The organism is Maribacter sp. Asnod1-A12 (assembly GCF_045063735.1).
GTDB lineage: Bacteria > Bacteroidota > Bacteroidia > Flavobacteriales > Flavobacteriaceae > Maribacter.
Genome location: NZ_JBEFNZ010000006.1, coordinates 3,794,449 through 3,818,282 on the forward strand (window position 1 = coordinate 3,794,449; position 23,834 = coordinate 3,818,282).

Below are 23,834 nucleotides of genomic sequence, written 5' to 3' on the forward strand. Positions count from 1 at the left end.
GAAATCAGTCGTAATTGATATATTTGATATATGCAGGATTTTCAGGAAAACAGCGACATATTCAATTTACTATCAGAAGGTGTTTCTGAAGGTATTATCGTGATAGACTCCAATCAAATTGTAGTGGCCACCAACACTTCTTCGGAGCAAATGTTCGGTTATGAAAAAGGAGAACTGTTAGGAAAACCCTTAGATATTCTTATACCTAAAAGATACCATGCCGGTCATGATGCCCATGTAGAAAAGTTTATTGCAAAAAGTGATAAAAGACAAATGGGGCATGGTAGAAACCTGTATGGCATCTGTAAAGATGGCAAGGAATTTCCTGTAGAGGCCGGTTTAAATCCGTTTGAATTTTACGGAGCCACATATGTTATGGCTTTAGTTATTGATATTACAGAACGTAAAAATAAAGAAGAAGAATTAAGCCATTGGGCACGTATTTTTGATGAATCGCTCAATGAAATTTTTGTTTTTGATACAGATACCTTCAAGTTTTTAAATGTAAATAAAGAAGCACAAAGAAACATTGGGTATTCAATTGAGGAGATGTTCGAGATGACACCGGTAGATATTAAACCAGATATAGACCATTCTAAATTTAAAGAATTGATAACTCCATTGATGGATGATGAAACTGGCAAAGTAAAATTCGAAACTAGACATGGCAGAAAAGACGGTACTACCTACCCAGTTGAAGTACACTTACAGTTATCTAATCTAGGAGATAAAAAAGTATTTGTTGCATTTATTCTTGATATTACCGAAAGAAAAAATTATACCGAAAACTTAGAGAAAATAGTTGAAGAACGAACACATCAACTTACTGAAGCCTTAGCTGTTGAAAAAGAGCTTAATGAATTAAAAACACGTTTCTTATCTCTGGTCTCACATGAATTTAAGACTCCTTTAAGCAGCATTTTAACCTCCATTACCTTATTAGGCAAATACACCCAAACAGAGCAACAACCAAAAAGAGACAAACATGTTAGCACTATTAAAAACAAGGTAAAATACCTTGACACCATACTTAACGATTTTCTATCTGTAGAACGTTTAGAATCTGGTAAGGTCAACTACAAAATAGAAGAATTTCCTTTAAGTAAGATTGTTAATGAAGTTGTATATAATTCTAATATGCTTTTAAAATCTGGTCAACAAATTCGATATCCGGACAATATAGATGACTTAAGTATTCAATTTGATGAAAAAACTTTAGAGCTGGCATTATCAAATTTGATACATAATGCAATTAAATATTCACCTGAAGATTCCATAATTGAAATTAACGTACTTACAGAAACCGACCATTATTATATAAAAGTTATAGATCAAGGAATTGGGATTCCTAAAGCTGAACAAAAGCATATTTTTAATCGTTATTTTAGAGCTAAAAATGCCTTGTTGATACAAGGTACCGGTATTGGTCTAAACATTGCCAAACAGCATCTTGAAAACCTAGGCGGCAGTCTAGAGTTCTCAAGTACTGAAAAAGCAGGTTCAATATTTACACTATGTATACCAAAAATAAATACGAACTAAGAGATGAAAAGAATTTTATTGATTGAGGATGATAAAGCCTTACGTGAGAATACTAAAGAACTTTTAGAATTATTCGGTTACAATGTAATGACAGCACCGAATGGAAGGATCGGTATCGATGTTGCCACAGAAAAAGTACCAGATATTATCATCTGCGATATTATGATGCCCGAAATAGATGGTTACGGTGTATTAAAAAACTTGTCAAACAATGAAAAAACCAAACAGATACCCTTTATTTTCCTTTCAGCAAAAACGGAACATAAAGAAATTAGAAAAGGGATGGACCTAGGTGCAGATGACTACCTTACTAAACCTTTTGAAGAAGAAGATTTAACAAGTGCTATTGAAAGTAGATTAGCAAAAGCGGAGTTATTATTACGTATGCAAGACGATACATCTAAAGAACATGGTGTATCTGAAGATGAAATGAGAACCGTACATGAATTGAAAAACTTTTTCGATGACAATGGCGAGCTGTCCAATTTTAAACCAGGAGAAACTATATATGAAGAAGGTATGCGTTCAAACAAAATATACCTTGTTTTAAAAGGATTGGTTAAGTGTTTTAATATGGATGCCGATGGTAAAGAATTAATAACCTCCTTATCAAAAGCCGATGATTTTCTAGGTTTCACTTCATTTCTAAACAATGTACCTTATCAAGAAACAGCAAAGGCATTGGAAGAAGTAGAATTGGCAGGAATCTCGAAAGAAAGTCTAAAAGAAATATTAAGTGAGAACAAGAATATTTCACTGGAACTTATGGAGTTATTATCAGAAAACATCTCACTAATCAAGGCTCAATTATTACAAATGGCCTACAGTTCAGTGCGAAGAAAAACTGCACAGACATTGCTACAATTCGCCGACATTATGAACACTAAACCTGAAGAGCCGATAAGAATTTCTAGAACAGATTTAGCAAGTGTAGCAGGCATAGCGACAGAAAGTTTAATTCGCACACTTTCTGGTTTTAAAAAAGAAGGCTTGATAACAATAGACGGTAGAAACATACAAATCAAAGAGTTAAAAGCCTTACAGTATGTAAATTAAACCATACCTGATATTTATCATTTATCAGTTTCTCTCATGGATTTAAATTTGTAAAGTAAGTCACATGAATGAAACATATTTTAATCCCCACAGATTTTTCACATAATTCTTGGAATGCTCTTGAATATGCATTGCAGTTCTTTAGAAATATATCTTGCACTTTTTATGTTTTAAACATTGATGAGCAATGTAACTCTGATGTCGCCGACAATTCTATCTTAGTAAAGTCTAAACATAAAAAAGTTTCTGTTAGAGAAAAGCTGAATGACTTGGCTTATCGAATTAAAAACTTGACAACCAATAATTTACATCAATTTATTATATTAGAAGAACTGGGTGGTTTCACAGATATAATCAAAAAAACAGTTGATGATAAAAAAATAGATTTAATAGTTATGGGTACAAAGGGCGCTTCGGGTAGCGAAACAAGAATTTTTGGGCACAACACAAGTAATGTGATTACCAAAGTCCCTTGTAATGTCTTGGTAATACCAGAAAAAACTATAATTAAATCTCCCAATAAAATCGCTTTTCCAACAGACTTTAATCTTTTTTACAACTATCCTATTTTAAATTCAATCACAGAAATATTGGAACTTAGCAGTGCTAGTTTAGAAGTTCTACATATGTCACAAACCAAGTCTAAATTTACTAGTTCTCAAATAATAAATAAAACCTATCTTCTAGATTATTTAAAGGAGCTCTTTTCCGAATCGCATAGTTTTCATAATATTCTTGGAACAGATGTAAAAAATTCTGTTATAAACTACATAGATGAAAACAAAATAGAAATGATGACAATGTTAGCTAAAAACATCAATCTATTTCAACAATTGTTCTTCACCAATTCTATAGAGCAATCAAGTTTTCACTCTACCATACCCTTATTGGTAATTCATGAATAATTTTTTATGATTTTTCTTTATTTTCTGAAAACTAATTCCGGTAGCAAGCTTATATATGTATTCTAAGTTTTAATCAACAAAAAAAATTGAGCATATTCAAAGAATATCATAGCAATGTAATTAGCACTCAAAATCGTACTTTTGCAACTTTGCTATGAATACATGATTAATTTTGAAGAAAATATAGAAGTTAAGGGCGCACGCGTTCATAACCTTAAAAATATAGATGTTACCATTCCCCGAGATAAACTGGTCGTAATAACCGGATTATCTGGTAGTGGAAAATCTTCACTGGCTTTTGATACTATATATGCAGAAGGACAAAGACGTTATATTGAAACTTTTTCCGCCTATGCAAGACAATTTCTAGGAGGTCTAGAGCGACCCGATGTTGACAAAATAGATGGATTATCTCCAGTAATAGCCATTGAACAAAAAACGACTTCGAAATCACCAAGATCTACGGTAGGTACTATTACGGAAATTTATGATTTTCTAAGATTGCTTTACGCCCGTGCTGCAGACGCACATAGTTACAATACGGGAGAAAAGATGGTAAGCTATAGCGATGAGCAAATTAAAAATTTGATCATCGAGTCTTATTTAGATAAAAAAATAAACATTCTTGCTCCCGTAATCAAATCTAGAAAAGGACATTACCGTGAACTTTTTGAGCAAATTGCGAAGCAGGGCTTTGTAAAGGTCAGAGTTGATGGTGAAGTAAAGGATATTGTAAAAGGAATGAAAGTGGATCGCTACAAGACCCACGATATAGAAATTGTTATTGACCGCTTAAAAGTGGTTGAAAGTGAAGATTTCCACAAACGCCTATCTGAAAGTATAAATACGGCCATGTATAGTGGCAACAATGTTTTAATGGTACTTGAAGAAGGCACTGAGGTTCCTAGATATTTCAGTAGAGATTTAATGTGCCCAACAACGGGTATCTCTTACCCTACCCCAGAACCTAACACTTTTTCGTTTAACTCACCCAAAGGCATGTGCCCCAATTGTAAGGGCTTAGGTCACGTTTATGAGGTTAACGAGAAGAAAATATTTCCAAACAAGAAACTATCTATCAAAGGAGGCGGTATAGCTCCGTTGGGCGATTATAAAAAATCATGGGCGTTCAAGCAGATAGAAACCATTGCAGAACGTTATCAATTTCAGATTACGGACCCCATTGAAACGATTCCCGCTGCAGCCATTGAGATTCTTCTCAACGGAGGTAAGGAAAGTTTTGAGGTAGATTCTAAATCATTAGGTGTTAAGCGCACTTATAAAATTGATTACGAGGGGATTTCAAATTTTATAAAAAATCAGTTTGAAGAAGCAGCATCTACGTCTATAAAAAGGTGGGCAAAAGAATACATGGACAAAATTACTTGTCCGTCATGCACAGGTTTTCGTCTTAAAAAGGAATCTCTCTATTTTAAAATTGAAGACAAGAATATAGCCGAGTTGGCGAATTTTGATATTGTTGAACTTGCTTCATTCTTTAAAGGTTTAGATAAAAAAATTAGCGGTAATCAACTTAAGATTGCCGAAGAGATCATAAAAGAGATTAGTACTAGAATTCAGTTTTTATTAGATGTTGGTTTAGATTATTTATCTCTTAATAGAAGTTCTAAATCACTTTCAGGTGGTGAGGCACAACGAATTAGATTAGCAACTCAAATAGGCTCACAACTGGTGGGTGTACTATATATTTTAGATGAACCAAGCATCGGTCTACATCAAAGGGATAATGAACGCCTAATCAAGTCATTGGAATCTCTTAGAGATATAGGCAATTCTGTCATTGTTGTTGAACACGATCGTGATATGATAGAAAGGGCTGACCACGTTATCGATATTGGTCCTAAAGCAGGTAAAAACGGTGGTGAAATCATTTCAGAAGGTACTCCAGAGCAACTAAAGCATGTACATACGTTGACCGCGGATTATATGACCGGTGTAAAGGAAATTGAAGTTCCTAAAAAGAGAAGACCCGGTAATGGTAATGAAATTGTATTATCTGGTTGTACGGGGAATAATTTAAAAAACATAACGGTTAAATTCCCTTTAGGTAAGATGATCGGGGTAACGGGAGTTTCAGGTAGTGGAAAATCTACTTTAATAAACGAAACACTTTACCCTATCATGAACGCGCATTATTTTAATGGCGTCAAGAAACCAATGCCTTATAAGAAGATAACCGGATTGGAACATATCGACAAGGTCATTGATATTAACCAATCACCTATTGGTAGAACTCCGAGATCAAATCCGGCAACATATACAGGTGTTTTTAGTGAAATTCGCTCTTTGTTTGCGAAAACTACAGAAGCATCCATTAGGGGGTATAAACCTGGTAGATTTAGTTTTAACGTAAAAGGCGGTCGCTGCGAGACTTGTCAAGGTGGAGGGCTCAGAGTTATTGAAATGAATTTTTTACCTGATGTTTATGTTGAATGTGAGACCTGTAATGGCAAGAGATTCAATAGAGAAACCTTAGAAATACGATACAAAGGCAAGTCAATTTCAGATGTTTTAGAAATGACCATTAACGAAGCGGTATCATTTTTTGAACTTATTCCTAAAATACATCGTAAGTTAAAAACCATACAAGATGTGGGCTTAGGTTACATTTCTCTTGGGCAACAATCCACTACCCTTTCAGGTGGTGAAGCGCAACGTATTAAATTAGCAACAGAACTATCAAAGAGAGATACCGGTAATACATTCTACATTTTAGATGAACCTACAACCGGACTTCATTTTGAAGATATTCGGGTTTTAATGGAAGTTTTGAATAAATTAGCGGACAAAGGTAATACCGTATTGGTAATTGAACACAATATGGACGTAATCAAAATGGTCGATTACATCATAGATATTGGTTACGAAGGTGGTCGTTCAGGTGGTCAACTAGTTGCAAAAGGCACACCAGAGCATGTAGCAAAAGATAAGAATAGTTACACGGCGAAGTTTTTAAAGAGAGAATTAAAATAATAGTTGGAAATAACATCTAATTAATAAAGATTAGTAGATAATTATATGAGATCAGAAAAACATCATAAAGGTTGGAACGAAATTAAAACTAATGACTCTTGGGCCATTTTTAAAATAATGGGCGAGTTTGTCAATGGTTTTGAACGAATGAGTAAAATAGGACCATGTGTTTCTATATTTGGTTCTGCCAGAACCAAAGAGGAAGATCCATATTATAAACTAGCCGTATCAATTGCGAAATCTATTGCAGAAGCTGGCTATGGTGTTATTACCGGTGGAGGACCTGGTATCATGGAAGCAGGTAATAAAGGGGCAAATATTGCTGGCGGAACTTCTGTCGGTCTTAATATAGATTTACCTTTTGAACAGCATGACAATCCATACATAGACAGTGATAAAAGTTTAGATTTTGACTATTTCTTTGTAAGAAAAGTAATGTTTGTAAAATATTCTCAAGGCTTTGTTGTCATGCCTGGTGGTTTTGGAACATTAGATGAACTTTTTGAGGCTATTACTCTAATACAGACACATAAAATTGGTAAGTTCCCTATTATTCTTGTAGGTAGTGAATTTTGGACCGGGCTAATGGATTGGGTTAAAGGTACCATGTTAAAAATGGGCAATATTAGCCCAGAAGATTTGAACCTTATCAAAATTGTAGATACAGAAGAAGAGGTTGTTGAAATTATCGATTCCTTTTACAAAGGTCATAGCATGAGCCCTAATTTTTAATATTTATTTTGAAAGGCAGCCTTACTCCTATTTTTTATCTTTCTTTATTACTATTGATCACTAATGTGTTCAGTAGTTATGCTCAGTATGAAACTAACCTAACAGTTACTTTAAATGAATTCACAAAAGAGTTAGATATTCGCCAAGAATTCACCTATTACAACAACTCTAATTATAATTTAGGGGTCATCTATTTTAATGACTGGGCAAATGCTTATTCAGACAAGAGTACAGGTTTAGCTAAGAGATTTGCTCAAGAATTCAAAAAATCTCTTCATTTAGCAAAAGCTGAAGAGCGTGGTAAAACTACTATAGTTAGTGTAGTAGACGATTCTTATAATGGTCTTGAATGGACCCGAACAGAGGGCAAAGACATTTTAAAGGTTACTCTTGATGATATTTTGCCACCTAAGTCTTCCACAAAGATATTTATTACTTACAAGGTTAAATTACCACCTAATAAATATACATCTTTCGGTTATGGCAATAGAGGTGATTATTATTTAAAAGATTGGTATTTAACACCTGCTGTATATGATGGCAAATGGCACTTATACTCTAATAAAAATCTTGAGGATCTTTATATGAACGTAACCAATACGGTCATAAATTTTAAATATCCTGACAGCCTGTACTTAGCATCAAATTTTGACATAAAGACAGAGTCAAAATTTCCAAATGGGCAGTACGCTCAACTAAAAGGAAATTTGCAACGCGGAGGTGAAATAATTCTGAATACACAGAAAAATTTTTTTACACATAGAACGCCCTATATGACTTTTTTGACCGATATAAGGGCACCAAGATACAGCCCAATTGGTCAAGGTCTATCAATAAACAAAGTAGCCAATTTTATTCATAATAATCTTGGAGATTACCCACATGAGAAAATCTTGGTGAGTGAATTAGATTATAACAAAGATCCACTGTATGGCTTAAATCAACTCCCTTCCTTTATTCGTCCATACCAAGAACAATTTCAATTTGAAATGAAATTCTTAAAAACGGCAATCAATAGCATCTTAAAAGAAACAATGTTCTTAAACCCACGTAAAGAACAATGGTTAAATAGCGCAATTGCAAATTATTTAATGATAGCCTACATAGAACAGTATTATCCCGATCAAAAACTAATGGGGAAACTTTCTAAAATTTGGGGATTTAGAAGTTTTGAATTAGCTAAGATGGATTTTAATGATCAATATTCATTTTTATATAATCTTACTGCTCGTAAAAATTTAGACCAAGCACTAGAAACATCCAATGATTCTCTTATAAAATTCAATCAAAAGATTGCTAATAAATATAAAGCAGGTTTAGGCTTGGCGTACTTGGCAGATTACATTGGCAAAGAACATGTTGATGAAAGTATTAAAACATTCTTTGAATATTACAAATTAAATAATGTAAAGGTCCACGATTTTGAATCGATTTTAAAACGCTCTACAAATCAAGACATCAATTGGTTTTTTAGAGACTATGTTTCTACAGACAGAAAAATAGATTTTAAAATAAAGAAGGTAAAAAAAGATCAAGATTCTCTTGAGGTAACTATTAAAAACAAAGAGGGCACCAACGTTCCTATTTCTATATTTGGTCTCAAAAAAGATTCTGTAGTTTCTGAATATTGGTTTAAAGATATTAAGCTAGAAGAAACATTTATAATAGCCAATAATAATGAAGACAGACTTGTACTAAACTATGACCAAAAAATACCCGAGTTTAATCAACGAGATAATTGGAAATCATTAAAAGGATTTTTATCAAGTAACAAAAAATTAAAGTTCACCTTCTTTAAAGATGCTGAGAACCCGTATTACAACCAGGTTTTCTATGTTCCTGTTTTAAGTTTTAATGTTTACGATGGTTGGACCCCAGGCATGAGGCTTTATAATAAAACATTATTAGAAAGACCATTTGTTTATGACTTTTCTCCCTCTTATTCTTTTAAAGAGAAAGCATTTGTTGGAAGTGGTAAATTCAGTTATAGAAAATATCTTAGCAAAAGTGGTTTATATGTCGCCAACTATGGTATTGGTGCATCTACATCACATTTTAATGAAAATTCTAGGTACACTTCCATAACCCCATCAATTAGTTTTGGTTTTAGACCTGCAGATTTATTATCGAATAAAAGAGAGTCTCTATCCTTTAGGTATGTTAATATTTTACGTGACTTCGACCCGTCATTACAAACCTTAGCCAATGACCCTGAAAATCCAGATTATAGTGTATTTAACGCCCGTTACTCTAGCCGAAACAATGGCATATTAGACTATAATTCTTGGTTTGCAGATTTTCAATTAGCAGGTAATTTTAGTAAATTATCATTTGAGTATGAGTATCGTAAATTGTTTGAAAACAACAGACAGCTAAACTTAAGGTTTTACGGAGGGAAATTTTTAAGTAATAAAACACAAACCGATTTTTTTAGTTTTGGTTTAGATAGACCTACTGACTACCTTTTTGATTACGGGTATTTGGGCCGTTCTGAAGATACCGGTATTTACAGCCAACAAATTATTATCGCAGAAGGCGGGTTTAAATCGATTCTGGATCAACAATATCGACTATCCAATGATTGGCTGGCAACAGTTAATGGTAGTTTCAACCTATGGAAATGGATTGAATTATACGGAGATGCAGGTGTTGTAAAAAATCGAGGAAGGCCTGGTAAGTTTGTCTACGATTCTGGTATAAGACTAAACTTGGTTACCGATTATTTTGAATTATATTTTCCTTTACACTCTAACAATGGTTGGGAAGTATCTCAACCTAATTATGGTGAAAAAATACGTTTCATCATCACAGTAAGCCCAAAAACCTTAACAGGATTATTCACAAGAAAATGGTTTTAAACTATTAAAATTGAAAAGAGAAAGTCTATTCCCTAGTTAAAATTAACATATTTTCAAAATTACACGAATTTTGTTGAAAAATATGGAATAAATTAACTAGTTACAGCGTTGCTAAAAAGTACTTGATTCGGTAATTTTGTATAAACACGTTTAATACATGGATGTTTCTTCTAAAACCAGTAATGATATTTCTTTTGAAGATTTCAAAGAACAAATTATCAATGACTATGAAATTGCTTTCTTAAGCAGAACCTGTAGTTTATTAGGAAGAAAAGAAGTTTTAACAGGTAAAGCTAAATTTGGAATCTTTGGAGACGGAAAAGAGTTGCCACAGCTAGCCATGGCACGATCTTTTAAAAACGGAGATTTTAGAAGTGGTTACTATAGAGACCAAACATTTATGATGGCTTTAGGTCTTTTACAACCTAAAGAATTCTTTCATGCTCTTTATGCCACAACAGATATTGAAAAAGAACCGATGAGTGCCGGTAGGCAAATGGGAGGTCACTTTTTAACACATAGTCTAAATGCCGATGGTAGTTGGAAAGACTTGACCAAGCAAAAAAATAGCAGTGCAGACATATCATGTACCGCAGGGCAAATGCCACGCCTTTTAGGACTTGCGCAAGCATCTAAAATCTATAGAAACCAAAAAGGACTTGATAGTGCAAAATTTTCTGTAAATGGAAATGAAATTGCATGGGGTACAATTGGTAATGCCAGCACTAGTGAAGGTATGTTTTTTGAGACCATAAATGCTGCGGGTGTTTTACAGGTACCCATGGTAATAAGTGTTTGGGACGATGAATACGGAATTTCAGTACCGGCAAAATATCATACCACAAAAGAAAATATTTCAGAAATCCTATCTGGTTTTCAAAGAACAGAAAATGAAACAGGATATGAAATTTTACGAGTAAACGGGTGGGACTACACCGCTCTAATGCATGCTTATGAAAATGCTGCTGACATTGCCAGACAAGAACATGTTCCCGTATTAATTCATGTCAACGAATTAACCCAACCGCAAGGTCATTCTACCTCAGGATCTCATGAACGCTACAAAGACAATAAGCGTTTGGCATGGGAGCGTGATCACGACTGCAATAAACGCTTTAAAGAATGGATATTAGATTCGGGCATAGCGACTACCGAAGAATTGGAAAGTATTGAAAAAAGAATTAAGCGAAACGTAAGAGAAGCGAAAAAACAAGCTTGGGACGAGTATTTAAAAGATCATTTATCTGAGAAGGCTGTTCTAATTAATCTTATAGATAAAGCCTCCGCTAAAAGTCCAAATAAGAATTTTTTAAATAAATTGAAGAATGATTTAATTGCAACTGAAGAGCCTGTTCGAAAAGATTTGGCTATTTCGGCAAGAAAATCGTTACGGTACTTACTTGGAGAGGATACACAGGAAAAGCAAGATTTAATAAACTGGACAGCTACCTTTTTAGAAGAGTCGCAACTTAAGTATAGTTCACATCTCTATAGTGAAAATGATAATAAAGCAACCAACGTCACAGCCATTTATCCGGAATATAATGAAGATAAAGAACAGGTAGACGGCAGAGTTATTCTTAGGGATAATTTTGATAAGTTATTTGAAAAATACCCGAACACATTAATCTTTGGAGAAGACACAGGTGCCATAGGTGATGTAAACCAAGGTCTTGAGGGTATGCAAGAGAAATATGGAAAAATACGTGTTGCCGATACAGGTATAAGAGAAACCACCATTATCGGGCAAGGAATAGGAATGGCTTTAAGAGGCCTTAGACCAATTGCCGAAATTCAGTATTTAGACTATATATTTTATGCTTTATCTACCTTGACTGATGATTTAGCTTCTTTGCTATATAGAACAGCAGGTAAACAAAAAGCGCCATTAATAATTAGAACTAGAGGTCATAGATTAGAAGGTATATGGCATTCTGGTTCAGAAATGGGAGGTCTTATTCACTTATTAAGAGGCATGTATATTTTAGCTCCCAGAAATATGACCCAGGCTGCTGGATTTTACAATACGCTATTAAAAAGCGATGAGCCCGCATTGGTTATTGAAAGTCTAAACGGATATAGGCTAAAAGAGAAAAAACCTAAAAATCTTGGTGAGTTTTGCACACCAATAGGTAAAGTCGAAACTATTAAAAAAGGTAATGATATTACTTTAGTCTCTTATGGGTCTACACTACGTATTGTTGAAAAAGCCGCTAGGGAATTAATTGAAGTGGGTATTGATGCAGAAGTAATAGATGCGCAAACCCTACTGCCTTTCGATATTGAAAAAGATGTATTGGAAAGTGTAAAAAAAACCAATCGTTTATTAGTAATAGATGAAGATGTCCCAGGCGGTTGCTCTGCATATTTATTGAATGAGATAGTAGAAAAGCAAGGTGCCTTTAAATATTTAGATAGTACGCCTCAAACTTTGAGCGCTAAAGCACATAGACCTGCATATGGTACAGATGGCGATTATTTCTCTAAACCAAATAGAGAAGATATTTTTGAAAAAGTCTATACCATTATGCACGAAGTTAATCCTGATGATTTTCCTAAATTGAGATAAATAATTCACAAATAGGTAAGAATAATCTTATAATTAATGAAATTATTATTTTTACTTATTCCTTCTTCTTAAAAATAAGAAAAATTTAACATATCGTTAGAAATCTTTAACTGACTGAAAACTAAGCCACCTCTGTATTCCAGTACTTTAAATGGATTACCTGCGCATTTAGTAGTATCATAAATTTCAAAAAAACCAAAAAAAAATTGATACTTTTAAAGTAAATAATGAGTACCGATGAAAAACACGTTATTAAAAGATTTTGGCTTAGCTTTTTTTAGAATAGCAATTTCAGCTATGATGTTGACCCATGGTCTACCAAAGTTTCAAAAACTTATTTCAGGGGAATTTCAATTTGCAGATCCTTTTGGTATAGGCGAGACCCCTTCATTATTTTTAGCTGTAATCGGCGAATTCGTATGTCCTATATTGATACTTATAGGTTTTAAAACTCGCTTAGCGGCAATACCTACTGCAATTACTATGGCCGTTGCAGCATTTGTGGCTCATGGAGCCGATGATTTCAGCACTAAAGAAAAAGCTTTGTTCTATTTAGTAGCCTTCATTACAGTTTCATTAGTGGGACCTGGTAAATTTGGAATAGACAAAAAGTAATTGACACCAAGCTGCGTCAGCACTGTTTTGAAATGAAATCCATATTTCTATTCCTACGCAAATGTAGAAACGCTTGAATTTCAATTATCGACTAATCGCTAAACAATTTTATAAAGTAGTTCTTTTAAAAGGTCAGCCTCTTTCATTGGTGTAGTCCCTACTCCTTTTCCTTTCAAATCCATTTCACGTAAACTAGAGATAATTCCGCTTACTTTCTTCATTGGGTAATTTCTAGCGGCAGTTTGTATTTCTTTTACAAAATAAGGGTTTATGCGTAATGCACTCGCCACATTTTTAGGTGAATGATCCGTAAGGCCGTGATACTGTAATAACTGCGTAAAAAACGAATGTAATAGGGTAATTGTCAATATAAAAGGATTGTCTTTTGGATTCTGGGCAAAATAATTAATGATTTTGGTCGCCTTCACAATATCTCTATCACCAATAGCTCTTTTCAACTCAAAATTATTATAATCTTTACTTATACCAATATGTTCCTCTATATGCTGAGGATTGATTTCGGTCTGTTTTGGCAGAACCAATTTTAACTTGTCTAGTTCTTTACTGATTTTGCCTAAATCCGTTCCTAAATATTCTACCAATAATAAAGCGGCTTTATGAGATATGGTATAACCACGACTCACCAAATGTTTTCTAAGCCAATCACTTACCTGATTTTCATATAATTTCTTGCTTTCAAAAACTACCCCGTTCTTCTTTATAATCTTGTGTAGCTTCTTGCGCTTATCCAACTTTTTGTATTTATAACAAATAACAAGAACTGTAGATTGTTGTGGGTTTTCTGCATATGAACATAGGTTCTCTATAGTTCGGGATAAGTGTTGTGCTTCTTTTACAATGACCACTTGCTTTTCTGCCATCATAGGATAACGTTTGGCATTGCCTACAATATCTTCAATAGATACATCTCTTCCATAAAGCACCATTTGGTTGAATCCCTTTTCTTCTTCGGTCAACACATTGGCACTTATAAAATCGGAAATTTTATCAATAAAATAAGCTTCTTCCCCATAAAGGAAATATATAGGGCTTATCTGCCCTTTCTTTATTCCATTGACTATTTGTACAGCTTCATCCATTCAGAAAAAATCATCAACTTTGTATAATGCAGCCACTAAATTTCCCTAGCTACACTTTCAGGGTCAAAAATAGCGAAAATAGAACCTTGATTTTTGACGTTATACGTAAAAAATTTTTGGTACTCACTCCAGAAGAATGGGTTCGGCAACATGTGGTTCAGTTTCTTATCCAGGAAAAGAAATATCCGATGAGTCATATTAATGTGGAAAAACAAATTACACTTAACGGATTAAAAAAAAGATATGATGTGGTTGTTTTTAAACCCAACGGTCAACTGCACATTCTTGTAGAATGCAAGGCACCCGAAGTTTCTATATCTCAAATGACATTTGATCAAATAGCACAATACAATTTTAAATTGAACGCTACTTACTTAATGGTTACGAACGGACTCTCACATTATTACTGCCAAACAGACCTTATTGCGGAAAAATATGAATTTATGAAGGAAATTCCTGATTTTAGCCGTTAATTTGCGATCGTTTTGAAGATAGCTGTAGTCATATTAAATTGGAATGGTGAAGTGCTTTTAGAAAGGTACCTGCCTTCCGTTATCAATTATTCTCCCGGTGCAGATATATATGTTGCGGATAATGCTTCCACAGACGGCTCCGTTGCATTTGTAAAAGAAAACTACCCAACCGTAAAAATCATACAAAATACCGAAAATGGTGGTTTTACAAAAGGTTATAATGATGCATTAAAACATGTCGACGCAGATATTTATTGTTTATTAAATTCAGATGTAGAGGTTTCACCTAATTGGTTAGCTCCTATTAAAGAAACATTCGACAACGTACCGGAAGCTGCAATTATTCAACCTAAAATTCTTGATCTTCTTAAAAAAGATCATTTTGAATATGCGGGCGCAGCAGGTGGTTTCATAGACCAATTAGGTTATCCATTTTGTAGAGGGCGAATTTTTCAAACTCTTGAAAAAGATAGGGGTCAATACAATGATATAAGAGAGATATTTTGGGCTACAGGGGCATGTATGTTTATTAAAAAAGAGGTATTTCATGAACTTAATGGTTTTGATGAAGATTACTTTGCCCACCAAGAAGAGGTTGATTTGTGTTGGCGCGCAAACAACCATGGCTACAAAATTTATTATGTAGGTGCTTCAAAAGTTTATCATTTAGGTGGTTCTACACTTAGTAATATGAACCCAAAGAAAACTTATCTCAATTTTAGAAATACTTTGTTTTCGATTACTAAAAACTTACCAAGAAGAAAAGCATTTATAATTATTTTATTAAGACTATTATTAGACGGTATAGCTGCGATACGTTTTTTATTTCAGCTAAGATTTAAGCACTTTTTTGCCATTTTTAGAGCACATTTAAGCTTTTACAGGCAGTTTAGAAAGATGTATAAAAAAAGAGAGAAAACTCAATTTCTAAGAAATTACTATGTTACGAAGTCCATTGTATGGTCTTACTTCGTACATAGAATAAGCAATTTTAACATTTTAGTAAAAGATTAACTAACGTGGTATATAAGTAACTTCGTAATTATATAATTTTGGAGTCGCTTAGATGCGAAAATTGATTAAACCACTTAATAAGTATAATAGAATAGAATTATGAAAAAAGTATTATTAGGATGTCTTGCTGCAACGCTTTTACTTTCATCATGTGTATCTTCAAAGAAGTATGCCGACCTTGAAGCTAAGCATAAAAGTGCGCAAGATTTATTGAATTCTGCAACGGTTAAATTAAATGATTGTTTAGAAGAAAAAGCAACAGCTTCATCTAGACTACAAACTTTAGAAGATCAAAATGCTTTCTTAAAAGCAAACAATCAAGAGTTGATTAATAATATGGGTAACTTAACAACTTTGACTACCAAAGGTGCTGAGAACTTAGAGAAATCTTTAGAAAGCTTACAAGAGAAAGATTTAACTATCCGTAAATTAAATGATGCAATTACACGTAGAGATTCTGTAAACCTTTCTTTGGTACAGAGCTTAAAAGGTGTGCTTGGTAACATGGACGATGAGGATATAGAAATCAGCGTTGAAAAAGGTGTTGTTTTCGTTTCTATCTCTGATAAATTATTATTTAGCAGTGGAAGTTACAACGTAACTGGTAGAGCTAAAGAAGTTTTAGGTAAAGTTGCTAAAGTAGTAAACAACAAGCCTGATTTTGAATTTATGGTAGAAGGTCACACAGATGACGTACCTTACAGAGGAAATGGTTCTTTATTGGATAACTGGGATTTAAGTGTTAAGCGTGCTACTGCTGTTGTACGTATTTTACAAAACGATTTCAATGTAGATCCTAAGCGTATGACTGCTGCAGGTAGAGCAGAATACATACCAGTTTCAACTACAGAAAAATCTAAGAACAGAAGAACTCGTATCGTTGTTCTTCCAAAAATCGATCAGTTCTACAGCATGATTGAAGAAGGAATGAAAGATCCTGCAATCAACAAATAATTACTGATTTGCATATAAAATTAAAGCGGCTCAATAGAGCCGCTTTTTTTATGTCCTGGTTTAAAATATAATTTTTAAATAATATCTAAACTACCCTTTCCTTCACGAATAACTTCTGGTAAACCTCCGGTAGAAACATCTATTATAGTGGATCCTACATTACCACCATAACCGCCGTCAATTACAATATCCACAAGGTTGTCCCATTTCTCGTAAATTAACTCGGGATCTGTAGTGTACTCTAAGACATCATCATCATCATGAATTGAGGTTGATACAATAGGGTTACCTAATTCTTCAACCAGCGCTTTAACAATACTATTATCTGGCACACGAATACCAACCGTCTTTTTCTTTTTAAACTCTTTAGGCAGATTATTATTACCGGGTAATATAAAAGTATAAGGTCCCGGTAAAGCTCTCTTCAATATTTTAAAAGTGGCAGTATCAATTTGCCGTACATAATCTGACAGATTGCTTAAATCGGTACAAATAAAAGACCAATTAGCCTTTGCCAGTTTTACTCCTTTAATACGTGCAATTTTTTCCAGTGCCTTGGTGTTCGTAATATCGCAACCCAACCCGTAAACCGTATCTGTTGGATAGATAACCAAGCCACCTTTACGCAATACGTCCACTACCCTTTTAATCTCTTTAGGATTGGGATTCTCTTCGTATATTTTGATAAATTCTGCCATTGCCTTTAGGTTTAAAAACCCTACTATTATTAAATATAACTAAACTATCCCAATACCTCTAACTTAGCAAAGCGAAGCAATAGTTTTTTAATATCGCCTTTATCGAACATTATTTCTGCCTTTCTATCATTACCGGCCCCTTCAATTTTCACAACCTTACCACGACCAAAACGAGTATGGTTAATCAATGAACCTTCAGTAAGATTTGGATCGATCTTATTTGTATTACCAACAGGCTCTGATAGCTGAGGCTTTAATTTTCGTAATTTTTTAAGTTGTCCTGTATTTGGTTGACCAACTATTGGCGGTGTGCCCCTTTTTGGTTTTTCTTGACGCAACCTGCTCTTATCTACTTCACCAAAAATATCGGCATTTATAAGAGATTTGTAACGGTACCCACCATCAATTGGTGTAAGGTTCTCCACATATTTCTCGTCTATCTCTTCTAAGAAACGACTAGGTTCTGCGTCTATTAATTTACCCCAACGATATCTATTTTGCGTGTATGTCAAATACGCTTGTTTCTCAGCCCTGGTCAACGCAACATAGAACAACCTACGCTCCTCTTCCAGCTCACTTCGGGTGCTCATACTCATACCAGACGGAAACAAATCTTCTTCCATACCAACAATATACACGTACGGAAATTCTAGTCCCTTTGCCAAGTGAATGGTCATTAATGCAACCCTATCGTCATCACCAGTATCATTATCCAAATCGGTAGCAAGTGCAACATCTTCTAAAAACTCACTAATATTTCCCGTTGCTTCATCAATCTCTTTCTGGCCTTCAACAAAATCCTTAATACCATTTAAAAGTTCCTCAATGTTTTCCATTTTACCAATACCCTCTGGGGTCCCGTCTTTTTTAAATTCTAAAAGAACACCGGTTTTTTTGGCTACATGCTCAGATAATGCAAAGGCATCTACAGTTTCGTTCATGACTTGAAAACTCTTAATCATGTTTACAAAGTCTGTTAACTTACGTTTAGTACCCGAATTAATTTTTAAATCTATACGGTCTATGTTTTCCATTACTTCAAAAATGGAACGGTTGTAATGATTTGCAGCTACAATTAATCTATCTAGAGTAGTACCACCAATTCCCCTAGCAGGAAAGTTTATCACCCTTTTTAAGGCTTCTTCATCTTTAGTATTAATGACCAAACGCAAGTAAGACAACACATCTTTTATCTCTTTACGTTGGTAAAATGAGAGTCCGCCATAAATACGATACGGAATATCTCTTTTACGCAAGGCATCTTCCATAGCCCTAGATTGGGAGTTTGTTCTATATAATATACAAAATTGACCATTGGTCATTTGTTGCTGCATTCTATGTTCCCAAATAGAATTTGCTACAAACCTACCTTCTTCAGCATCAGTAGTACTTCTATGAATTTTAATAGAGGGACCATCATCATTATCCGTCCAAACTACTTTTTCAATTTGATTTTGGTTTTTACCGATTACGGAGTTGGCAGCATTTACAATGTTTCTTGTAGAGCGGTAGTTCTGCTCTAAACGATACATTCCTACATTTTCGTAATCTTTTTGAAAGTTCAAAATATTACTAATGTTAGCTCCCCTAAATGAATAAATACTCTGTGCATCATCACCTACCACGCATATATTCTGAAAACGATCAGCCAAAGCCTTTACGATCAAATACTGAGAATGGTTGGTATCTTGGTACTCATCAACCAAAATATATCTAAATCGATCTTGATATTTTGCTAACACATCTGGGTAGCGTGTTAAAAGCTCATTGGTTCTCAATAGTAAATCATCAAAATCCATTGCACCAGCTTTAAAACAACGGTCTACATAATTTTCATAAATATCCCCTGTTCTTGGCTTTTTTGCCATGGCATCCTGCTCTACCAAATCTGGATCATTACGGTAAGCCTTTACGGTAATTAAGCTGTTTTTAAATGACGAAATTCTATTTTGAATCTGTTTGTATTTATAAATATCCTTGTCAAGCCCCATTTCCTTAATGATAGAAGCTAACAAGCGCTGAGAATCTTGCGTGTCATAAATAGTAAAATTGGCAGGATAGCCCAATTTATCACCATCAATACGTAATAGTTTTGCAAAAACGGAGTGGAAAGTTCCCATCCAAAGATTTTTAGCTTCAGATGCCCCCACAATTTGAGCAATACGTGCTTTCATTTCACGAGCCGCCTTATTGGTAAATGTTAGGGATAAAATATTAAAAGAATCTACACCCTGCGCCATAAGGTGTGCAATTCTATAAGTTAGTACACGAGTTTTACCCGATCCGGCGCCGGCAATTACCATTAAAGGTCCGTCTTTATGCAAAACAGGAGCCTTTTGGGCATCGTTCAATTCATCAATAAATGAGCTCAAATTTTCTTTCTTTTAGTGACGTAAATTTAGCCATAAATGAGGGATAGTAAAAGTGAAGTGATTTAGATTTGTGAACAATGGATGGTATTTCTTTTCATTTTGAATATATTTAAACTTTAATTCCGCATAGAGAATACACCTGTTGATGCATTTTTGTCTTAATGATCAACAAAATATAGAGAACAAACTAACATTAAATACTGATTATGAGAAAACTAGGCTTATTGGCTCTCGTTCTTTTCGGTTTTACCGTTCAGGCACAAGGTCCAAATCTTGAAAAAGACTACAAAGCTATTGAAAGCAAAGTAGTTGATTGGAGAAGAGAAATTCATCAGAATCCTGAATTGGGGAACCGCGAATTTAAGACAGCGGAAAAAATTGCCAAGCATTTAAAGTCTTTGGGAATTGAGGTAGAAACTGGCGTTGCACACACTGGTGTTGTTGGTCTATTAAAAGGTGATTTGCCTGGTAAAGTGGTGGCACTTAGAGCAGATATTGATGCCTTACCTGTCACAGAAAGAAATGATTTACCATATAAATCTAATGTAACTTCAGAATTTATGGGTGAAAAAGTAGGCGTTATGCATGCTTGTGGACATGATACGCATACTGCTATTTTAATGGGCGTTGCAGAAGTAATGTCTAAAAACAAGGACAAAATTAAAGGAACCGTTAAGTTCATCTTTCAACCTGCAGAAGAAGGACCACCACCAGGAGAAGAAGGTGGCGCACTTTTAATGGTTAAGGAAGGCGTAATGACCAATCCTAAGGTAGATGCCATTTTTGGTCTACATATTAACTCACAAACTCCTGTTGGCACAATCCGTTACAAACCAGGTGGAACTATGGCCGCAGCACAACAATTTGTAATTAACGTAAAAGGAAAACAATCTCATGGTTCTCAACCTTGGGCTGGTGTAGATCCAATTTTAATAAGCGCTAAGATTATTGATGGTTTACAATCAATAATTAGTAGAGAGACGGACCTAACCAATGAAGCTGCAGTAATTACTGTTGGTAAGATCAAAAGTGGTGTTCGTTTTAATATTATTCCAGAATCTGCAGAGATGATCGGTACTATTAGGACATTAGATTATGAAATGAAAGACAAGTTAAATGCACGTATGGTAGAAATGGTAAGTGATATTGCCAAAGCTTATGGCGGTGAAGCTACATGTGTAATTACCGATGCTACAGATATAACCTATAACAATCCTGAATTAGTGGAACAGATGTTACCAACTATTAAAAGAGTGGCGGGTGATGAAAATGTTCAATTTCAAAAAGCGGTAACAGGTGCTGAAGATTTCTCTTATTTTCAAAGAGAAGCGCCAGGATTTTTCTTTTTCTTAGGAGGAATGACTCCAGGTACAACAGAATCTTTTCCACACCACACACCAGACTTTTTAATTGATGATAGCGGATTACTTTTAGGAGTTCGCACGTTGACAGAAATGAGTTTAGATTACCTAAATAGCGACCAAACACCGCTTTTAGATATAAAACCAAAAGGATAATTTTGATGAACGATTTTTTAAATGCTATTCCAAGTCCACCATGGTGGACTTGGATTTTTTTGTTTCTTTTCATTGTTGCTATCTATGATATTTTTATTCAGAAACGGCACACCATAAAGCATAACTTCCCCGTTGTTGGTCATTTGCGTTATTGGCTAGAAAGTATCGGTCCGGAAATGCGTCAGTATTTTGTTGCCAATAATAGAGAAGAACTGCCTTTTAACAGAATAGAAAGAGGTTGGATTTACGCTTCTGCAAAAAAGGAAAATAATTACGAAGGTTTTGGTTCTGACAGAGATTTGTATGCACATCAGCATATTTTCGTTAAGAATAGAATGATGGGTTACCAAGTTCCTGCAGGTCACCCTAACGAAGCAGAACCCAATTTTATACCCTGTGCAAAAGTCATGGGTGAGCACAATAAGCGTAGAAAACCTTTTAGACCTGGCAGTGTAGTGAATGTATCTGCCATGAGTTTTGGTTCTTTATCTGCAGCTGCGGTAGAAGCAATGAACAAGGGTGTTCACAAATCAGGTGCATATCATAATACAGGTGAAGGCGGCTTATCACCATACCACAAACACGGTGGCGATATAGTATTTCATTTTGGTACTGGCTATTTTGGTGTTAGAACTGAAGATGGTAATTTCTCTATGGAGAAAATGAAAAAACTGGTAGAAGAAAATCCGTGCATCAAAGCAATTGAAATTAAATTATCTCAAGGAGCAAAACCAGGAAAAGGCGGTGTTTTGCCAGGAGCAAAAATTACCCCAGAACTTGCAGAAATTAGAGGTGTAGAAGTAGGTAAAGATGTTTTATCGCCCTCAACGCACAAAGCATTTTCTAATGTAAAGGAGCTAATGGCACTTATTGAAGATATCGCTAACGAAACAGGCTTACCAGTGGGTATTAAAGGTGCTATTGGAAAATTAGACCAATGGGAAGAATTGGCCGATCTCATGTTAGAAACGGGAAAAGGTCCAGATTTTATTACCGTAGATGGTGGTGAAGGTGGTACCGGTGCCGCTCCCCCATCATTTGCCGATCACGTCTCTTTGCCTTGGGTATATGGCTTCTCTAGTCTATACAGAGTATTCTTGAACAGAAAACTTACAGAACGTATCGTATTTATTGGATCTGGTAAATTAGGCTTTCCCGCAAAAGCAGCAATGGCATTTGCTATGGGTGTAGATTGTATTAATGTTGCTCGTGAAGCCATGATGAGTATTGGCTGTATACAAGCTCAAATTTGCCATAATAATACGTGCCCTACAGGTATTGCTACGCAAAGTAAATGGTTGCAAAAAGGTATAAATATGCCTTTAAAATCAGATAGACTGGCACAATATTTCAGTACATTCAGGAAAGAATTTTTAGAGATCACTCATGCCGCAGGTTATGAACACCCCAGTCAATTTACTATGGATGATGTTCAAGTAAACGTAGATGACAATGACCTTAATAAAAGTTTAGCTTCCACGTACGGCTATAATAAAGCAAAAGTACCGTTTACAAGTGTACAAGATTTAAAAGACTGTTTGTATCTTGGCGGCAAAATATAGATTAACCTATTTAATGCATTTTACTATGAAACGATTTCTTATATGTTCTACTTTATTTTTTATAGGACTAAGCACAATTCAAGCTCAGAAAAAAAGTGAATTGATAGAGCAAAATCAAGAATTGAAATTTAAACTAGATTCTATTTCTAAAATGGTAAGCACATCTCAACGTAACGAGAAATTGGCGGACCAGCGCTCAGATGAATACCAATCTCAAGTGACAGAATTACAAGATGCGAATGCTACCTTAATGAAGAACCTAAACAGTTTTGCAGCATTATCCAGTCAGAATTCTGAGAACATCAACAAAACTATGGCTGCTTTAGAAAGAAAAGAAAAGCAGTTAAAAGGGGTAACCGATGCCGTAGCCAGTAATGACTCTACTGCGGTTGTTATATTGACCAATGCAAAACAAGTACTTGGTGAGAATGCAAAAGTTGGTGTAACTGATGGTTCTGTAGTCATCTCAGAAAAATTAGACTTCTTCTTTACAGATGGTGTTGGTGTTAATCCTTCAAGCGAATCTAGAACGTGGATAGAGAATGTTGCCAAGGTTGCAAATGCAAACCCTAAAAGTGTCATAACGGTTGCAAGCCTGAATATTACTGGTGAAATGAATGTAGCATTGCAGCAAGCTACTGCCATTGCAAGTATTTTAATTAAAGATTTTGGTGTAAACGGAGAACGAATTGTTGCTGTTGGTCAAGATGGCGGCTTACGAGAATCCTTACAAATAAAGTTTCAACCGGATTATAAAGCATTTTATGATATGGCGAAGGGAGACGCCAAAAACTAATTTTAAGTATTTCATCGATAAACCACTATACTAATTGAGAAATTTGGACGTTCTTATTTCGTAAATAATAACTAATT

The 23,834-nt window shown here is 34.7% G+C and carries 17 protein-coding genes; 14 read left to right on the forward strand and 3 right to left on the reverse strand.

Features of this window, described 5'->3' with window-relative positions; all coding sequences use genetic code 11:
- Nucleotides 1-30: 30 nt before the first annotated feature.
- The 8 genes from ACJJVP_RS16365 (at nucleotide 31) to ACJJVP_RS16400 (ending at nucleotide 13,271) form a co-directional block, all read left to right on the forward strand.
- Nucleotides 31-1,542, forward strand: coding sequence for a PAS domain S-box protein (locus ACJJVP_RS16365; protein ID WP_405415331.1), 1,512 nt, complete (start codon nucleotides 31-33; stop codon nucleotides 1,540-1,542).
- Between the two features lie 3 nt (nucleotides 1,543-1,545).
- Entirely contained in the window at nucleotides 1,546-2,598 is a 1,053-nt protein-coding gene (locus tag ACJJVP_RS16370) for a response regulator (RefSeq protein ID WP_405415334.1), read from the forward strand.
- A 68-nt stretch (nucleotides 2,599-2,666) separates the two neighbouring features.
- Nucleotides 2,667-3,503: a universal stress protein gene (locus ACJJVP_RS16375; RefSeq protein ID WP_405415336.1), complete on the forward strand. Its 837-nt coding sequence runs from the start codon at nucleotides 2,667-2,669 to the stop codon at nucleotides 3,501-3,503.
- Between the two features lie 162 nt (nucleotides 3,504-3,665).
- Nucleotides 3,666-6,497, forward strand: coding sequence for an excinuclease ABC subunit UvrA (uvrA, locus tag ACJJVP_RS16380; RefSeq protein ID WP_405415338.1), 2,832 nt, complete (start codon nucleotides 3,666-3,668; stop codon nucleotides 6,495-6,497).
- A gap of 45 nt (nucleotides 6,498-6,542) precedes the next feature.
- Nucleotides 6,543-7,229 carry a TIGR00730 family Rossman fold protein gene (locus tag ACJJVP_RS16385; RefSeq protein WP_405415340.1) on the forward strand — a complete coding sequence of 229 codons (687 nt, stop codon included), beginning with the start codon at nucleotides 6,543-6,545 and terminating at the stop codon, nucleotides 7,227-7,229.
- A gap of 8 nt (nucleotides 7,230-7,237) precedes the next feature.
- The gene (locus ACJJVP_RS16390; RefSeq protein ID WP_405415342.1) at nucleotides 7,238-10,087 is read left to right on the forward strand and encodes a M1 family aminopeptidase; all 2,850 of its coding nucleotides are present in this window, start codon (nucleotides 7,238-7,240) and stop codon (nucleotides 10,085-10,087) included.
- Nucleotides 10,088-10,244: 157 nt separating this feature from the next.
- Nucleotides 10,245-12,656 (forward strand): thiamine pyrophosphate-dependent enzyme, encoded by a 2,412-nt coding sequence (locus tag ACJJVP_RS16395; protein ID WP_405415345.1) that lies wholly within the window; start codon nucleotides 10,245-10,247, stop codon nucleotides 12,654-12,656.
- A 237-nt stretch (nucleotides 12,657-12,893) separates the two neighbouring features.
- Nucleotides 12,894-13,271 (forward strand): DoxX family protein, encoded by a 378-nt coding sequence (locus ACJJVP_RS16400; protein WP_405415347.1) that lies wholly within the window; start codon nucleotides 12,894-12,896, stop codon nucleotides 13,269-13,271.
- 98 nt (nucleotides 13,272-13,369) lie between these two features.
- Here ACJJVP_RS16400 and holA read toward each other — a convergent pair whose 3' ends face one another.
- On the reverse strand, nucleotides 13,370-14,371 hold the full coding sequence (gene holA, locus ACJJVP_RS16405) for a DNA polymerase III subunit delta (protein ID WP_405415349.1): 1,002 nt from the start codon (nucleotides 14,369-14,371) through the stop codon (nucleotides 13,370-13,372).
- 26 nt (nucleotides 14,372-14,397) lie between these two features.
- Between holA and ACJJVP_RS16410 the strand changes: the two genes are divergently transcribed.
- The 3 genes from ACJJVP_RS16410 to ACJJVP_RS16420 all read left to right on the forward strand — a co-directional run bounded on the left by ACJJVP_RS16410 (nucleotide 14,398) and on the right by ACJJVP_RS16420 (nucleotide 16,812).
- On the forward strand, nucleotides 14,398-14,844 hold the full coding sequence (locus tag ACJJVP_RS16410) for a type I restriction enzyme HsdR N-terminal domain-containing protein (RefSeq protein ID WP_405415351.1): 447 nt from the start codon (nucleotides 14,398-14,400) through the stop codon (nucleotides 14,842-14,844).
- Nucleotides 14,845-14,856: 12 nt separating this feature from the next.
- Nucleotides 14,857-15,858, forward strand: coding sequence for a glycosyltransferase family 2 protein (locus tag ACJJVP_RS16415; RefSeq protein WP_405415353.1), 1,002 nt, complete (start codon nucleotides 14,857-14,859; stop codon nucleotides 15,856-15,858).
- 99 nt (nucleotides 15,859-15,957) lie between these two features.
- Entirely contained in the window at nucleotides 15,958-16,812 is an 855-nt protein-coding gene (locus ACJJVP_RS16420) for an OmpA family protein (RefSeq protein WP_405415356.1), read from the forward strand.
- A 74-nt stretch (nucleotides 16,813-16,886) separates the two neighbouring features.
- Here the strand turns inward: ACJJVP_RS16420 and ACJJVP_RS16425 are convergent, their stop codons facing one another.
- Both ACJJVP_RS16425 and ACJJVP_RS16430 read right to left on the reverse strand, forming a co-directional pair.
- The gene (locus ACJJVP_RS16425) at nucleotides 16,887-17,510 is read right to left on the reverse strand and encodes an L-threonylcarbamoyladenylate synthase (RefSeq protein ID WP_405415359.1); all 624 of its coding nucleotides are present in this window, start codon (nucleotides 17,508-17,510) and stop codon (nucleotides 16,887-16,889) included.
- A gap of 44 nt (nucleotides 17,511-17,554) precedes the next feature.
- Nucleotides 17,555-19,882, reverse strand: coding sequence for an ATP-dependent helicase (locus ACJJVP_RS16430; protein WP_405415362.1), 2,328 nt, complete (start codon nucleotides 19,880-19,882; stop codon nucleotides 17,555-17,557).
- A gap of 206 nt (nucleotides 19,883-20,088) precedes the next feature.
- Between ACJJVP_RS16430 and ACJJVP_RS16435 the strand changes: the two genes are divergently transcribed.
- From ACJJVP_RS16435 to ACJJVP_RS16445, 3 genes are read left to right on the forward strand one after another with little or no spacing between them, the layout of a single operon-like run.
- A complete protein-coding gene (locus ACJJVP_RS16435) occupies nucleotides 20,089-21,399 on the forward strand; it encodes an amidohydrolase (protein WP_405415364.1) in 1,311 nt (436 codons plus the stop codon).
- A gap of 5 nt (nucleotides 21,400-21,404) precedes the next feature.
- Nucleotides 21,405-22,961: an FMN-binding glutamate synthase family protein gene (locus ACJJVP_RS16440; RefSeq protein WP_405415366.1), complete on the forward strand. Its 1,557-nt coding sequence runs from the start codon at nucleotides 21,405-21,407 to the stop codon at nucleotides 22,959-22,961.
- A gap of 25 nt (nucleotides 22,962-22,986) precedes the next feature.
- Nucleotides 22,987-23,757 carry a hypothetical protein gene (locus tag ACJJVP_RS16445; RefSeq protein ID WP_405415368.1) on the forward strand — a complete coding sequence of 257 codons (771 nt, stop codon included), beginning with the start codon at nucleotides 22,987-22,989 and terminating at the stop codon, nucleotides 23,755-23,757.
- The last annotated feature ends 77 nt before the right edge of the window (nucleotides 23,758-23,834 follow it).

Excerpts from the sequence above, each read along its gene's own strand:
- ACJJVP_RS16370 (WP_405415334.1), top strand. The coding sequence starts at position 1,546 with ATGAAAAGAATTTTATTGATTGAGGATGATAAAGCCTTACGTGAGAAT.
- ACJJVP_RS16410 (WP_405415351.1), top strand. The coding sequence starts at position 14,398 with ATGCAGCCACTAAATTTCCCTAGCTACACTTTCAGGGTCAAAAATAGC.
- ACJJVP_RS16365 (WP_405415331.1), top strand. The coding sequence starts at position 31 with ATGCAGGATTTTCAGGAAAACAGCGACATATTCAATTTACTATCAGAA.
- uvrA (WP_405415338.1), top strand. The coding sequence starts at position 3,666 with ATGATTAATTTTGAAGAAAATATAGAAGTTAAGGGCGCACGCGTTCAT.
- holA (WP_405415349.1), bottom strand. The coding sequence starts at position 14,371 with ATGGATGAAGCTGTACAAATAGTCAATGGAATAAAGAAAGGGCAGATA.
- ACJJVP_RS16420 (WP_405415356.1), top strand. The coding sequence starts at position 15,958 with ATGAAAAAAGTATTATTAGGATGTCTTGCTGCAACGCTTTTACTTTCA.
- ACJJVP_RS16395 (WP_405415345.1), top strand. The coding sequence starts at position 10,245 with ATGGATGTTTCTTCTAAAACCAGTAATGATATTTCTTTTGAAGATTTC.
- ACJJVP_RS16385 (WP_405415340.1), top strand. The coding sequence starts at position 6,543 with ATGAGATCAGAAAAACATCATAAAGGTTGGAACGAAATTAAAACTAAT.
- ACJJVP_RS16445 (WP_405415368.1), top strand. The coding sequence starts at position 22,987 with ATGAAACGATTTCTTATATGTTCTACTTTATTTTTTATAGGACTAAGC.
- ACJJVP_RS16375 (WP_405415336.1), top strand. The coding sequence starts at position 2,667 with ATGAAACATATTTTAATCCCCACAGATTTTTCACATAATTCTTGGAAT.
- ACJJVP_RS16425 (WP_405415359.1), bottom strand. The coding sequence starts at position 17,510 with ATGGCAGAATTTATCAAAATATACGAAGAGAATCCCAATCCTAAAGAG.
- ACJJVP_RS16400 (WP_405415347.1), top strand. The coding sequence starts at position 12,894 with ATGAAAAACACGTTATTAAAAGATTTTGGCTTAGCTTTTTTTAGAATA.
- ACJJVP_RS16440 (WP_405415366.1), top strand. The coding sequence starts at position 21,405 with ATGAACGATTTTTTAAATGCTATTCCAAGTCCACCATGGTGGACTTGG.
- ACJJVP_RS16435 (WP_405415364.1), top strand. The coding sequence starts at position 20,089 with ATGAGAAAACTAGGCTTATTGGCTCTCGTTCTTTTCGGTTTTACCGTT.